A 13,590-nucleotide genomic window follows, 5' to 3' on the forward strand; every position below is an offset into this window, starting at 1 on the left:
GTCGGCGATGGAGTACACGTTTCTCTCGGCGACCGTCCTGCTGGTGCTGATCACCGATCCGCTCGGCAACATTCCGATCTTCATCTCGGCGCTGCGGCCGGTCGCCCCCGAGCGCCGCAACCGCGTCGTGCTGCGCGAGGTCGGCATTGCGTTCGTGCTGCTGCTCGTCTTCATGTTCTTCGGCGAGAGCTTTCTGCGCATGATGAGCCTGACCGACATGTCGCTGCAGATTGCAGGCGGCATCGTGCTCTTCCTGATCGCGCTGCGGATGATCTTTCCGCGTGAAGGCGCTGCCGAGTCGCAGCCCACGGGCGAGCCCTTCATCGTGCCGCTGGCGATTCCGGCCATCGCGGGGCCGTCGGCGATGGCCACGGTGATGCTGCTGGTGTCGCAGGCGCCGGGCCGCATGTGGACCTGGGTCGGCTCGCTATGCGCGACGATGGCCGTGTGCGCGGTGGTGTTGCTGAGCGCCACGCACATCCAGCGCCTCGTGGGGGAGCGCACGGTGATGGCGTTCGAGCGGCTGATGGGGCTGATCCTGGTGGCGATCTCGGTGGAGATGCTCCTGAAGGGCATCCGCACCTTCGCGCATCAACTCTGAACCACGCGCGGGCAACAAAAAAGGGCGACTGAGGTGTCGCCCTTTTTGCTTGCCGCGGTGCTGCGTCAGGTGTTCTTGAGCGCGCGGATGGTCGGCAGGTTGCGCCAGTAGCCCTTGGCGTCCATGCCGCAGCCGAACACGTAGCGGTCAGGCACGTTGAAGCCGCAGAAGTCGGGGTACAGCGGCTTGGACTTGCTGAGCGTCTTCTCGCACAGCACGGCGGAGTAGAACTCGGCGGCACCCATGTCGATGATGCGCGAGCGGATGGCGGCCATCGTCTCGCCTTCGTCGAGGATGTCGTCGAGCACCAGCACCGTACGGCCCTTGACCGACTCGCGCGGCGCCACGCGCCACTGCATCTCGCCGCCCACCGTCGTGTTGTTGTAGCGCGAGAGGTGGATGTAGTCGAACTCCAGCGGGAAGGCCAGCTTGGGCAGCAGCATGCCGGTAAAGACGGCCGCGCCGCCCATCACCGACAGCACCATCGGGAACGTGTCGCCGATCTTCTCGGTGATCTCTTCGGCCATGCGGTCCAGCGAGCCGCGCACGGCGTCTTCGCTGACGATTTCTTCGGAGTTGGCCCAGAGTTCGCGGGCCTGTTCTGCGCTCAGCATCGTGTCAGTTCGGTGAAACGGTTCGGTGTGTCGATCAAAAGTGCGATTCAGGAACGAGGGTAGCCCGCTCAGCGGCCGCCGAACAGCCCCTTCATGCCGCCTTTCATGCCGCCCATGGCGCGCATCATCTTCATCATGCCGCCGCCTTTGAGCTTTTTCATCATGCCTTGCATCTGCTCGAATTGGTTGAGCAGACGGTTGACTTCCTGCACCTGGACGCCCGCGCCCGCGGCAATGCGGCGCTTGCGGCTAGCCTTGATGAGTTCAGGCTTGGCGCGCTCGGCAGCCGTCATGCTGTTGATGATGCCTTCCATGCGGCGGACCTGCTTTTCGGCCTGATCCATGTTGGCACCTTGCGCCTGCTGCGCGAGCTGCGCCGGCAGCTTGTCCATCAGGCTGCCCAGGCCGCCCATCTTTTTCATCTGGCCGATCTGCGCCTTGAAATCTTCGAGGTCGAAGCCGCCGGTCTTCTTGATCTTGGCGGCAAGCTTCTGCGCCTCTTCCATGTCGACACCGCGCTGGGCTTCTTCCACCAGCGCGAGGATGTCGCCCATGCCCAGAATCCGCTGGGCCATGCGGTCGGGGTAGAACGGCTCCAGCCCGTCGAGCTTTTCGGCCACACCGACGAACTTGATCGGCTTACCCGTGATGTGACGCACCGACAGCGCCGCGCCACCGCGCGCATCGCCGTCGAGCTTGGTCAGCACCACGCCGGTCAGCGGCAGGGTGTCGTTGAACGCCTTGGCGGTGTTGACGGCATCCTGGCCGAGCATCGCGTCGACCACGAACAGCGTTTCGGCCGGCTTCAGCCGGGCGTGCAGCGCGGCGATCTCCTGCATCATCGCCTCGTCGATACCGAGGCGGCCGGCCGTATCGACGATCAGCACGTCGTGATAATGCTTCTTGGCCCAGTCCAGCGCTGCGGCGGCAATGTCTACCGGCTTCTGGTCGGGCTGCGAGGGGAAGAAGTCTGCGCCGACCTGCTCGGAAACGGTCTTCAACTGCGCGATGGCGGCGGGGCGATACACGTCGCACGACACCGTCAGCACTTTCTTCTTTTTGTTCTCTTTGAGCCACTTGGCGAGCTTGCCGACCGTGGTGGTCTTGCCGGCGCCCTGCAGGCCGGCCATCAGGATGATTGCGGGCGGCGTGACGTTGAGGTTCAGCTCGGCCGCGCGGCCGCCCATGATGTTGCTGCCGACGCCTTCCAGCGCTTCCTGGCCGCCGATGATGGCCGTCAGCTCGCGCTGCACGATGCCGACCAGCGCCTGGCCTGGCGAAAGGCTGGTGATGACGTCTTCGCCGAGCGCCTTTTCCTTGACGCGGGCAATGAACTCGCGCACGACCGGCAGCGCCACGTCGGCTTCGAGCAGTGCCATGCGAACTTCGCGCAGCATCTCGGCGGTGTTGGCTTCGGTCAGGCGCGCTTCGCCGCGCATGGTCTTGACCACGCGCGCGAGCCGTTGGGTCAGGTTATCCAGCATGACAGTGACAGGAATCCGGAATTGGGGACGGGATGAAGAGACGGCCGGCGCGCGTTTGGCTCGCACCGGCTGGGAATGTGCTTAATGCGCGCATGTTGCGTTGCCGCCCGACGAGGCTTTCGGCGGGGGCGGGCCCCAGCCAAAACCGGGGTGCGCTGCGGTAAACTGTGCAAATGGCAATTGTACTGTATGCGCTGACGGCGCTTCTCTACGGCATCCTCGCTTCGGTAGCGTGGGCGCGACGCGGTGGGTTGGGTACCCAGGCCGCAGCGGGAGCCATGGCGGCGGGTGGTCAGTTGCCGGGCTCGACGGTGCTCGTGCCGCCGCCTCCGGGCGCCGCCGATACCGTCCCGAGCTGGTGGCGTTGGGGCTTGCTGGCGGCCCTGGTCGCGCACGGGCTCTTGCTGCACGAGACGATTTTCCCGGCCAGCGCCATGGTGTTCGGCTTTGCCTATGCGCTGTCGGCCATGCTCTGGCTTGGTGTCGGCATTTTCTGGATCGAAAGCCTGTTCTTTTCACTGGCGGGCCTCGGGCTGCTGGTGATGCCCGTGGCGCTGGTCGGCAGCCTGTTGCCCTTGGCCTTTCCGGGCACGCAGATTCTCGGCTATGCAGCCAGCGCGCTGTTCAAGCTGCACTTCGCCATCGCCAACGTCGCCTACGGCCTGTTCACGCTGGCGGCATTCCACGCCATCCTCATGCTGGCCGCCGAGCGCCGCCTGCACACCATCAACCGCCCCGCCCAGGCAAGCTGGTTCAGCCGCTGGCTGGATCTGCTGCCACCGCTGCTGACGCTCGAAAAACTCCTGTTCCGCCTGATCGGCGCGGGGTTTGTCCTGTTGACGCTGACGATCGCGTCGGGCGTGCTGTTCTCCGAACAGCTGTTCCACAGCGCCTTCCATTTCGATCACAAGAACATCTTCGCCGTGTTGTCATGGGCCATGTTCGGCGGCATCCTGGTCGGTCGGCGTTTCCGCGGCTGGCGCGGCCGCGTGGCGCTGCGCTGGGTGATGGCCGCCTTTGCGGTTCTGCTGCTGGCGTACGTCGGCAGCCGGTTCGTGCTCGAAGTCATCCTGCATCGCGCCTAGCGCAATCCTGGCGCCTGCGCCGTTACTTGTCCCTGTCTGTTCTCCATGTCCCGTCCTGTCCTGCTGATCCTGATGCTGCTCGCCGGCTGGTGGTGGTTGAGCCGCCTGGGGACGCGTTCGTCCCGCGCTTCGGGGCAGGAGCAGGGCGCCCCGCGTGAACAGCGCACGGCCAAGCGCACGCCTGAGCCTCAGGCCTCCCAACCGATCGAGCAATGCGCGGTATGCGGCGTGCACGCGCCGCGCACCGGCATGATCGCGCTGGCGGGCGGCCGCTATCGCTGCCCCGAGCATGCTGACCGGGGCAACGCATGACGCCCGAAGCGTCGGGTGCCGCGCGGGCAACGCCGTCCGGCGCGCGCAGCCTGCTCTCGCGCCTGAACGCCTGGCGTGCCTTGCGATCGGTCTGGCTGGAGCCCGATCCGCCTGAATTCCAGTGGCGCCTGCTGCGCTATTTCGCCTTCAGCCGCGCCGCCGTGGCCCTGGTGCTGTTGCTGTTCGTCATGGTGCCGCGCGAGCACAACGAGGCAGTGGGCCTGCCCAATGGCGACACGCTCCTCAGCCTGACGCTGCCCTATCTGGCGATGGCCTTGCTGATCCTGGCTGCAGCCGGCTGGTGGCGCACCCGCTTCCAATTCCGGGTGCGGCTGGATGTCGTGCTCGATCTGCTGTTCCTCGGGCTGGCGTATGCCACGCTCTCGCGCCTGTCGGCCAGCGTGGCGATGGTGCTGCTGATGCCGGTGCTGGCTGCCGGCGCGCTCACCAGCCTGCTGTTTGCGCTGTTCACCGCGGCCGTGGCGTCCATCGTGGTGCTGGCCGATCCGTTCCTGCAGATGCTCAACGACGGCGTGATTGCGCCGGGCCTGGCATCCGCTGGGCTGTACGGCCTGGTCTACATGATGGCCGCGTCGATGATGTACGGCCTGTCGCATCGCCAGATCGCTCAGGAACGGTTGACGATGGCCCGCGAGCGCGAGCTGCGCCTGCAGCAGCTCGTCAATCGCCTGATGGTCTACGACATGCAGGACGGCGTGATGCTCGTGCGCGCCGATGGCCGCGTCGTTGCGGCGAACCCGGCCGCAGCCATGCTGCTCGGTGTGCCGCAGAGCGCCTTTGTCGGCAGCGGCGCGATGTTGTTCGACCTGAAGGACGTGCCGCACCTGCGCCCGTTGCTCGAAACGCTGCGCCAGTGGCTGCGCCGCAAGAGCCGTCCCGCCGATGGCACCGGCGACGACGATGCACCGCGCATCCTGGACCTGCTGCCCATCGCTGCGGGCGGCCGCGCAGGCCGCGCCATGTTGAGCGCCCGCCTGCGCCTGCGCTTCATCCTGCCGAGCCTGGCCAACCTGCGCAGCGTCTACATGGACAGCCTGGTCAGCTCGATCGGTCTGGGCCTGCCGGGCGAGGGCGGCGAGATGCGTGCGCGCATTCCATCGGCCGACGCGATCACGCAGGGCTGGTCGGTGGATGACGAAGCGTTCTTGCGCCACGAGTTGCACGACACCGTGCTGGTCCACGTGGAAAGCTGGGAGCGTGTGGCGGAGCAGGCGCAGCAGGAAAAGCTGGCGTCGATGGGGCGGCTGGTGGCGAGCGTCGCGCATCAGATCCGCAATCCGCTGGCGGCAATCAGCCAGGCCGCCGAACTGCTGGACGATCCGGGCGACGGTCAGGAGGGCGGCGCACACATGCGGCCGGAAAGCGGCGGCGTAGAGACGCGCCTGCTGCGCATCATCCGCGACAACGTGCGGCGGCTCGACCAGGTGGTTGCCGACGTGCTGATGCTCTCGCGCCGCCCGCGCGGCGAACGCGTGCGCGTGCAACTGGCGCAGGTGTTGCCGGAGGTCGTCGACCGCTGGCGTGCCGAGGCCCTGCGCCGGGCAGGCGAAGCCACCGAGATCAACCCGAACCTCGTGCGCGTGGCGGTCGACCTGGACAAGCCAGTGCTGTTCGACCCGGCGCAGTTGCAGCAGGTGGTGGGCAACATGCTCGACAACGCGCTGCGTTATTGCCGCCGCGTTCCCGGCTCGATCCAACTCGCGGCCTACGCGCTGGACGACACCCACGCTGAACTCGTGATCTGGAACGACGGGCCCGAAGTGCCTACCGAGCAGCAACGCAGCCTGTTCGAGCCGTTCTTCACGAATGACGCCCAAGGCACTGGCCTGGGCCTCTACATGGCGCGCGAGTTGTGTAGCGCCAACGATGCGCAGATCCGCTACGGCGCCATCGCGCTGGAGTCCTTGCTCGATCGCACCGGAGCGTTGACCATGGAGGCGCGCGACACGTTGCCGCGCCGCGCCTTCGTTATCACCCTGATGTTTGACCAACCTGCCTTGGCCGTAACGGAATAGTCCGCCGGCCGCGCATTTCCGCCGATCTTCTGCTGATCCATGTCCAAAGCCGCCATCGTTCGCGAACCCATTCTCGTCGTCGATGACGAAGCCGACCTGCGCGAGCTGCTGGAAATTTCCCTGCGCCGCATGGGGCACGACGTCGTGCTCGCCAGCGGGCTGGCCGAGGCGCGCGAGGCCCTTTCCCGCCAGCGCTTTGCGCTGGTGCTGACCGACATGCGCCTGGGAGATGGCCTGGGCATTGAACTCGTGCGCCAGCTTTCTGCCACGGCCGATCGCACGCCCGTGGCCGTCATCACCGCCTATGGGAGCGCCGAAAACGCGGTGGAAGCGCTCAAGGCCGGCGCATTCGATTACATCGCCAAGCCGCTTTCGCTCGACCAGCTGCGCAGCCTCGTGCTGAATGCGCTGGGCCGTCAGCAGCGCGACCCCGATCCGGGCAACGCCGATCTGGCCGAGCGCACCAACGATCTGCTGCCGGGCCATTCCGCCGCGATGCAGGAAGTGCGCCGCTCGCTGATGCGCCTCGCGCGCAGCATGGCGCCGGTGGTGATCAGCGGCGAATCGGGCAGCGGCAAGGAGCGTGCGGCGCGCGCCATCCATGCGTTGTCGTCGCGCGCGGCGCGGCCGTTCGTGGCGGTCAACTGCGGCGCGATTCCCGAGAACCTGATGGAAGCCGAGTTTTTCGGCTACGTGAAGGGCGCCTTTACCGGCGCCGACAGCGATCGCCAAGGCTTCTTCCAGGCCGCTAACGGCGGCACGCTCATGCTCGATGAAGTGGCCGACCTGCCGCTCACGATGCAGGTGAAATTGCTGCGCGCGTTGCAGGAGCGCCGCGTGCGCAAGATCGGCGAAAGCCGCGAAGATCCGGTCGACGTGCGCGTCGTGTGCGCGAGCCACCAGAACCTTGCGCGGCTGGTGGCCGCTGGCCGTTTCCGCGAAGATTTGTTCTACCGCCTGAACGTGCTGGAACTGCGCATGCCCACGCTGCGCGAGCGCGCCGAAGACGTGCCCGTGCTGGCCGGTGTGCTGCTCGAGCAGCTCGCCAGCCGCTACGGCGATCCGCGCCCCAAGCGCCTGACGCGACCGGCGCTGCAGCAACTGTGCGCGTATCCGTTCCCGGGCAATGTGCGCGAACTGGAGAACCTGCTGGAGCGTGCGTACGCATTTGCGGAAGGCGAGTCGATCGACGTGGATGACCTTGGCGCTCTCGGTGCCGAGATCGAGCGCTCGCCGCTGTTCCACCGCACGCGCGAGGCCCAGGCTGCCGCGGCAGGCAATCACCCCTTGACCCCGTCGCCGATGGCCGGCTGGCCTGATGCCGTCTATATGCCCGCGCCCGTGCCAAGCCCGATGGGGATGCCGCAACCGCTGGCATCGCCCGAGCCGGCACCGGTTGCGCGGCCGGCCGAGCCCGCCCTGCCGAGCGTTGCGCTGCCGATCGATCTGCCGGCTTACCTGGAGTCGGTCGAGCGCAACGTGATCCTTGCCGCGCTGGACCAGACGGGCTTTAACCGCACGGCCGCCGCCAAGCTGCTTGGGCTGTCATTCCGCCAGTTGCGCTATCGCATGCAGCAGCTGGGCATTCGCGATCCGCGTGACGTTGAAGCGTCGCCGGGCAGCGTCGGCGAACCGGCCGGAAATGGGCTGAACGGCGATGCCTGAACGGTTGCACATCGGCGCGGACGGATGGGTGGATGGCGCGCGCCGCCATCCCTCGCCGAATATCGACGCGCGACCCGCAGGCATGCCGATCGACCTGATCGTGCTGCACAACATCAGCCTGCCGCCTGCGCAATCCGCGGCTGACTTCGGCACCGACCACGTGCTCGATTTCTTCACCAACACGCTCGACTGCGACGCACATCCGTACTTCGACCAGCTGCGCAGCGTGCGCGTGTCGGCGCATTTCTTCATCCGTCGCACGGGCGAATGCGTGCAATTTGCATCGTGCGACGCGCGCGCCTGGCATGCCGGTGCGTCGGATTTTTTCGGGCGCACGCGCTGCAACGATTTCTCGGTCGGCATCGAAATCGAGGGCACGGACGATCTGGCCTTCACGTCCGAGCAATACGCCACCACGGCATCGCTTGTGCGGGCGATCTGCGCGGCGTATCCGATTGCGGCGATCGCCGGTCATTCGGACATTGCCCCGGGCCGCAAGACGGACCCCGGACCGCATTTCGACTGGGCACATCTGCGCGCGCTCGGTGGATTCAATGCGGCGTTGTTCCCCTATCAGCACGCGCTCTGACGCGACAACCCTCTGACGCTTCACCGTCTGCGGCTCACGTGCGACGGTAAAACCCTGGAGTGTCACCCTCCAAGACTCGGGCGCGAGGGTGAAACTGTGGAACGTCGATGTCCAGGCATCGCACGCGAGCCTAAAACCGTGGAACGCCACAGTCCGAGGGTCGCGCACGAGGGTAAAACTGTCGATCTCCACTGTTTGAGGCTCACGCACGACGGTCAAACCGTGGAGCGTCACGGTCCGAGGCTCGCGTGCGAGTGTGAAACCGTGGAGCGCGACCGTCCGAGGGTCATTTCGTCGATCCATCCGTGAACGATTCCAGCGTCGGAGGCTCGCGCATGACGGTCGAACCTCGGAACACGGCGGTCTGAGCCCCACGCGTGCGGATAAAAGCCTTGACCGTCAGGATGTGAGGCTCAAGCGTCGGGGTGAAACCGTGGCGTTCGCCCCTTCGACGCCGGCATGCCGCAAGTCACTCCCTGCGGACGACGAAACGCAAGCGGGCAGCCCGCTTTCGAAGGCCGCCCGCGTTTTCCCTGCTGAGCTTTCTACTTCAGAGCCCTACCTCAAGTGCCCATCGCCGGGTCGGACACGCCGTCTTTGCCCGTTTCCATGCGGCCGGCAAAGCGCCGCGTGAAACCGCCTTGCGGCACCGTCACCGTGAAGTCGTACCAGTTGCCCTGGCGCGCGATCGGCCAGTGCTGGTCGAGCTGCTTGCCGGCCGGGATGTCGAACGTCCACGGGCCGTCATTGCGGTACGCGTTCGGCTTGACGGTGAAGGTGCAGCCGGCGGTGCCGGTGTTCATCATCGTCACGTAGACCTCGGCGTTGGCCAGGTCGTAGCACACGCGGATTTCCGGCGCGCTTGAGCCCGCGGCCGACACGGCGCTCACATCGCCAGAGAATGCGCGGTGGAAGCCGTTCGGACCCAGCACCCACAGGTCGTATTTGCCCTTGTCGGCGGTGAACACGTCCCAGATGTCGTCGAGCATCTTGCCGGGCTCGACCGCATAGCGGCGCGGCACGCGGTCCAGATGCAGGCGGTCGTACACGTGGAAGACGGCGGCCGCCGTGCCGGTGTTGCTGAAGATCAGACGCAGCGCGCGGTTGGTGGCGTCTTCGCGCGCGCTGACGTGCAGTTCGTACGGCAAGGCGCGCGAGGGGCGGGTGCCGGTGGCTTGCGTGGGCATCTGCTGCGCCGTGACGGAGGGCAGCGGCACCTGCGGCTTCAACCCTTGCGCGGTGCGGATCGAGTCGGCGGTTGCCTTGTCGCGGCTGGGCAGCGTCGGCAGCGTTTCGGTGTTCGGGTTGACGAAGTTGAAGGCGCTGGTCAGGTCGCCCAGCACCGCGCGGCGGTACGCGCTGATGTTCGGCTCCTTGACGTTGAAGCGCAGTTCCAGGAAGCGCAGCACCGAGGTGTGATCGAACGCCTGCGAGTTGACCCAGCCGCCGCGGCTCCACGGCGAAACGATGTACATCGGCACGCGCGGGCCGGGGCCATAGGGGTGTTGGTCCGTGTGGTATTCGCCGGCCGTGCTCACCGTCGATTTGCCGGCCAGCACGCCGTTGTCATAGGCCGGGGCTGCGGGCGGCGGCACGTGGTCGAAGAAGCCGTCGTTCTCATCGAAGTTGATGAACAGCACGGTCTTGCTCCACACGGCCGGGTTGGCGGTCAGCGCGTTGAGCACTTCCTGCGTGTACCACGCGCCCTGCACGGGGCTCGACGGACCGGGGTGTTCGGAATACGTGGCCGGCGCGACGATCCACGACACCTGCGGCAGCTGGCCGGCGGCAATGTCGTCCTTCAAGGCCTGCAGGAAGCCGCCGTCGGGCATGGTGTTGCCGACACCCTTGATGAGCGGGCTGACGGTTTCGTCGGCCGGCGTGTACGGCGGGAACGGGCTGCCGTCGGCCAGGTTGCCGCGCGCGGCGTTGGCATCGCGGTAGGCCTTGAAGCCGGCGAGCGGGTTGTCGGTGAAGTTGTCCGGCATGTTCTGGTAGACCTTCCACGACACGCCGGCCGCCTGCAGGCGCTCGGGGTAGGTCGTCCAGTTGTAGGTGACGCTGGCGTCGAGGTGATCGCCGCTGTTGTCGATGACGGGGCCGCCCGCCGCGCCCGTCGGATCGTTCGTGCCCGTCCAGTGAAACAGCCGGTTGGTGTTGGTGCCGCCGTGGAACGAGCAGTGGTACGCATCGCACAGCGTGAAGGCGTTGGCGAGCGCGAACTGGAAGTCCAGCTCGGCCTGCTTGTAATAGCCCATCGACTGCGTCTGCTTGTACGTCGGCCACTTGCTCATGCGGCCCAGGTCCCACGCGTTCTGCGCATCGGGGTAGCTGTGCGGCGTGCCGGACACGCGCTGCGCGTTGCCGGCGCTGCTGTCGAGGTAATACGGCAGCACCGTGCGGCTCGGTCCGCTGCTTGGCACGTAGGTCTGCTGCCAGACGTTCAGGCCGCCCGCCAGCGGGATGGGGAAGCGGTCGCCAAAGCCGCGCACACCTTGCAGCGTGCCGAAGTAGTTGTCGAACGAGCGGTTCTCCTGCATCAGGATCACCACGTGTTCAACGTCGCGCATCGTGCCGGTGGCGTTGTTGGCGGGAATCGCCAGCGCACGGCGGATCGACGGCGGGAAGGCGGCGAGCGCAGCGGCGGAAATCGCCCCCGTGCTGGCCATCTTGAGGAAGTTGCGGCGGCTGCCGTTGTTGGCGTGGTTCGTGTCGGAAGTCATGTCGGTCTCAAACGCAAGTCGATGGGAAGCCGCGCGTTACGGAGCGCAGTGCAGGGTCGGCTTGTTGGCCGGCGGCTGGCCGGGTTGATCGGGCTGGGCGGTGCCAGGGCCGGTACCGGTGCCGGGCGTGCCGTCGTTCGAATCGCCGCCGCAGGCCGACAGCGACAAGGTGACGGCGCACAGCAGCACGGCGGCCAGCCGGTGCGGCCGCGCGAGAGGGTGGATGAAGGGCTTCATGAGCGGTCTCGTTCGGGTTGGGGGAGGGGATCAGGGGTTCAGCGACGACAGCGGCTGGTGCGAACCGTTGATCGTCTTGAGTTCGTCCAGCGTCAGCCGGCGCGTCCACATGGCGAGGTCGTCGTAGGCCATCACGCCCTTGAGCGCGCCCGGGTTGTTGGGCACGTAGTTGTGCGTGGCGTCGTCGTTCAGGCCCCAGACCTTGGTGGCCAGGCCGTTGAGCTTCGTGACGTCGGTATTGGCGATGGCCTTGTCTTCCACCTTCTGCACGCCGAGCACCGGATCGAGGATGTAGGCGCTGAAGCGCTTGGCCTGCGTGTCCACCGACAGGGCGAGATACGCCCACTGGTTGGCGCTGAACTTCATGCCCTGGATGTCGTCGCGTTTGCCGCCGCTGCCCAGGTTGAAGCGCACCTCGCAGCCGCCGAACAGGCCGAACGCGATGCCCGCATTCGCGCCGGACGTGTAGTTCTTGTTGGAGAGGATCGGCTCGCCGGTGCCGTTGCCCTGCGTGCAATCCGACTTGAACCAGAAGCCGATGGTGAATTGCGGGCTCTGTGCGATGTCGGCGCCGTTCTGCGTGAGCTTGTAGGCGTCGATGCGCGAATCGACCGACAGGGCCGTGCCGCCAAACGGGTCGGCTGTTGCGGAGCCGCCGTCGGTGCCGGCCACCCAGGGGCCGATCGTCGAACTGGCTTTGCGGTCGGTGGGGGGCAGCGGGTCGAAGCTGTAATACGCCGCCAGGCCGTTGGTGAGCGAGGTGGCCAGCGGTGTTGGCGCAACGTAGGCGATCTGCGCGAGCATCGACACCGGCACGTTGTTGCGCACCAGCGTGTAGTTGATGCGGTAGATGCCGCTGGCGGCAGCGATGTTGCTGTCGGTGTACTGCGTGGCCGTGGCGGGCAGCGTGGCGACCGGCTTGCCGTCGCGCAGCACGGTGATCGGGCCGCTGGCCGGGGTCGGGTTCTGCCAGTTCAGCACCAGCGAGGCGTTGTACGCGCCGACCGTGCTCTGGACGTTGCGCACGCCGACGGCACTTGCCGTGAGCGCTGCACCGTCGAGCTGATGCGCCGTAGCCGGTACGGCGGCGTTCAGCTGCGCCAGTACGGTCGGCACGATGTCGGCCTCGCTCGGCAGCGCGGCCAGCGTGGCTTCCGACGTGGGCGCCGCCATGCCGATCTTGCCGAGCACGGCGTTGACCGGCTTGTTCAGGGCGATGAAGGCGGTACGGTTTTCCAGCGTTGGCGCCGACGTGGTGGCCCCCGTGGCATCCAGGCCGTGGCTGGTGGTGACGACAACGAGCCAGTCTTCGTTCGGGTGGGCGGTGCGGCGCTGGGCGATGGCGGCCTGCAGCGTGCCGAGCGCCTGGTCGACGTTGGCCAGCGCAGCGGTGTACGCATCGCTCTGCAGGCCCGAGGCCAGCGCGGCGGCGGCCGGCGCGGTGTATTGCGCGAAGACGACGTCGTAGCCGGACTGCACGAGCTTCACGCTGTTCTGCGTCACGCAGGAGTCCACCTCGGCGCAGTCGACCAGCGTGTCGAGATTGCCGGCTTGCTGATCCGCCTTGAGCAGCGCCGGCAGCGCGGCCGAGCTGACGGCGGCGCCCAGCCGTTGCGTGGTGCCGGCTGCCTTGGCGGCGCTGCGCGCGTAGCTGAACACGCTTGGGGCGGCCAGGGTGGTGACCGTGTCGTCGGTCACGCCATGGCGGTTTTGCCAAGCGCCGGTCAGCACGGTGGCCCAGCTCGGTGTGTCCAGCGGCGGCTGGGCGGTGGTGGTGCCGAGCGTGCCGCCGGTCGATGCCGGCATCACTGCCAGCGCGGCCAGGTTCGGCAGGCTGCGCTGCAAGAGCGCGCTCTGTACCTGCGCATAGGTGGCGCCGTCCACGCCGACCATCAGCACCTTCTTGCTGGCGCTGGCGGAGGGCGCGTCCGTGCTGCCCTGGTTGGCGACGGGGCTGCTGTCGCCACCGCCGCATGCGGTCAATGTAGTCGCCAGCGTCGCTGCCACGGTCGTGCTCAGCGCGGCCGTTAGCAGGCGGCGGGCGGGGTGATTCCAAGCCATGTCGATTTCCTCGGTCGTTGTGCGCGGCGCTCGGTGTCTCGCCGCTGTGATTGCGCTCCCTGCAATGCGACCGAAGCGTAGGGTGGGGGGCTGTCGCTCAAGTGACAGCCGCGGCAAGAATGCTGATGCGGCTATTCGGATTTCTTGAGCGGGGGGATGTCGAGGAATGCCCCGGGGCGCGGC

At 67.0% G+C, this 13,590-nt stretch carries 11 protein-coding genes; 6 read left to right on the forward strand and 5 right to left on the reverse strand.

Annotated elements, in window-relative coordinates:
• Positions 1 to 7: 7 nt before the first annotated feature.
• Complete coding sequence (locus N511_RS0116750; RefSeq protein ID WP_012436452.1) at positions 8 to 601, forward strand: MarC family protein; 594 nt, start codon at positions 8 to 10, stop codon at positions 599 to 601.
• Between the two features lie 65 nt (positions 602 to 666).
• On the opposite strand, the gene N511_RS0116755 is transcribed toward N511_RS0116750, so the two are convergent.
• Both N511_RS0116755 and ffh read right to left on the reverse strand, forming a co-directional pair.
• Positions 667 to 1,215 carry a hypoxanthine-guanine phosphoribosyltransferase gene (locus N511_RS0116755; protein WP_012762948.1) on the reverse strand — a complete coding sequence of 183 codons (549 nt, stop codon included), beginning with the start codon at positions 1,213 to 1,215 and terminating at the stop codon, positions 667 to 669.
• 68 nt (positions 1,216 to 1,283) lie between these two features.
• Positions 1,284 to 2,699, reverse strand: a complete 1,416-nt coding sequence (gene ffh, locus N511_RS0116760) for a signal recognition particle protein (RefSeq protein ID WP_027680338.1) — start codon at positions 2,697 to 2,699, stop codon at positions 1,284 to 1,286.
• Between the two features lie 173 nt (positions 2,700 to 2,872).
• Here ffh and N511_RS0116765 point away from each other — a divergent pair, with 173 nt between their 5' ends.
• Genes N511_RS0116765 through ampD form a run of 5 tightly spaced genes read left to right on the forward strand, consistent with a single transcriptional unit; the run spans position 2,873 to position 8,386 of the window.
• A complete protein-coding gene (locus N511_RS0116765) occupies positions 2,873 to 3,784 on the forward strand; it encodes a cytochrome C assembly family protein (protein ID WP_027680339.1) in 912 nt (303 codons plus the stop codon).
• A 45-nt stretch (positions 3,785 to 3,829) separates the two neighbouring features.
• Positions 3,830 to 4,096 (forward strand): PP0621 family protein, encoded by a 267-nt coding sequence (locus N511_RS0116770; protein WP_027680340.1) that lies wholly within the window; start codon positions 3,830 to 3,832, stop codon positions 4,094 to 4,096.
• On the forward strand, positions 4,093 to 6,132 hold the full coding sequence (locus tag N511_RS0116775; RefSeq protein WP_027680341.1) for an ATP-binding protein: 2,040 nt from the start codon (positions 4,093 to 4,095) through the stop codon (positions 6,130 to 6,132). Before N511_RS0116770 ends, N511_RS0116775 begins: the two co-directional genes overlap by 4 nt.
• A gap of 39 nt (positions 6,133 to 6,171) precedes the next feature.
• The gene (locus tag N511_RS0116780; RefSeq protein WP_027680342.1) at positions 6,172 to 7,797 is read left to right on the forward strand and encodes a sigma-54-dependent transcriptional regulator; all 1,626 of its coding nucleotides are present in this window, start codon (positions 6,172 to 6,174) and stop codon (positions 7,795 to 7,797) included.
• Positions 7,790 to 8,386, forward strand: a complete 597-nt coding sequence (gene ampD, locus N511_RS0116785; RefSeq protein WP_027680343.1) for a 1,6-anhydro-N-acetylmuramyl-L-alanine amidase AmpD — start codon at positions 7,790 to 7,792, stop codon at positions 8,384 to 8,386. Before N511_RS0116780 ends, ampD begins: the two co-directional genes overlap by 8 nt.
• A 563-nt stretch (positions 8,387 to 8,949) precedes the next feature.
• Here the strand turns inward: ampD and N511_RS0116790 are convergent.
• Genes N511_RS0116790 through N511_RS0116800 form a run of 3 tightly spaced genes read right to left on the reverse strand, consistent with a single transcriptional unit; the run spans position 8,950 to position 13,407 of the window.
• On the reverse strand, positions 8,950 to 11,109 hold the full coding sequence (locus N511_RS0116790; RefSeq protein ID WP_027680344.1) for a phosphocholine-specific phospholipase C: 2,160 nt from the start codon (positions 11,107 to 11,109) through the stop codon (positions 8,950 to 8,952).
• 36 nt (positions 11,110 to 11,145) lie between these two features.
• A complete protein-coding gene (locus N511_RS0116795; protein WP_027680345.1) occupies positions 11,146 to 11,346 on the reverse strand; it encodes a hypothetical protein in 201 nt (66 codons plus the stop codon).
• 30 nt (positions 11,347 to 11,376) lie between these two features.
• Positions 11,377 to 13,407, reverse strand: coding sequence for an alkaline phosphatase family protein (locus N511_RS0116800; RefSeq protein WP_027680346.1), 2,031 nt, complete (start codon positions 13,405 to 13,407; stop codon positions 11,377 to 11,379).
• Positions 13,408 to 13,590 lie beyond the last annotated feature (183 nt).

It is taken from the genome of Ralstonia sp. UNC404CL21Col (assembly GCF_000620465.1).
GTDB classification, from domain to species: Bacteria; Pseudomonadota; Gammaproteobacteria; order Burkholderiales; family Burkholderiaceae; genus Ralstonia; species Ralstonia flatus.

Excerpts from the sequence above, each read along its gene's own strand:
- ffh (WP_027680338.1), bottom strand. The coding sequence starts at position 2,699 with ATGCTGGATAACCTGACCCAACGGCTCGCGCGCGTGGTCAAGACCATG.
- N511_RS0116795 (WP_027680345.1), bottom strand. The coding sequence starts at position 11,346 with ATGAAGCCCTTCATCCACCCTCTCGCGCGGCCGCACCGGCTGGCCGCC.
- N511_RS0116765 (WP_027680339.1), top strand. The coding sequence starts at position 2,873 with ATGGCAATTGTACTGTATGCGCTGACGGCGCTTCTCTACGGCATCCTC.
- N511_RS0116790 (WP_027680344.1), bottom strand. The coding sequence starts at position 11,109 with ATGACTTCCGACACGAACCACGCCAACAACGGCAGCCGCCGCAACTTC.
- N511_RS0116755 (WP_012762948.1), bottom strand. The coding sequence starts at position 1,215 with ATGCTGAGCGCAGAACAGGCCCGCGAACTCTGGGCCAACTCCGAAGAA.
- N511_RS0116775 (WP_027680341.1), top strand. The coding sequence starts at position 4,093 with ATGACGCCCGAAGCGTCGGGTGCCGCGCGGGCAACGCCGTCCGGCGCG.
- N511_RS0116780 (WP_027680342.1), top strand. The coding sequence starts at position 6,172 with ATGTCCAAAGCCGCCATCGTTCGCGAACCCATTCTCGTCGTCGATGAC.
- N511_RS0116750 (WP_012436452.1), top strand. The coding sequence starts at position 8 with ATGGAGTACACGTTTCTCTCGGCGACCGTCCTGCTGGTGCTGATCACC.
- ampD (WP_027680343.1), top strand. The coding sequence starts at position 7,790 with ATGCCTGAACGGTTGCACATCGGCGCGGACGGATGGGTGGATGGCGCG.
- N511_RS0116770 (WP_027680340.1), top strand. The coding sequence starts at position 3,830 with ATGTCCCGTCCTGTCCTGCTGATCCTGATGCTGCTCGCCGGCTGGTGG.
- N511_RS0116800 (WP_027680346.1), bottom strand. The coding sequence starts at position 13,407 with ATGGCTTGGAATCACCCCGCCCGCCGCCTGCTAACGGCCGCGCTGAGC.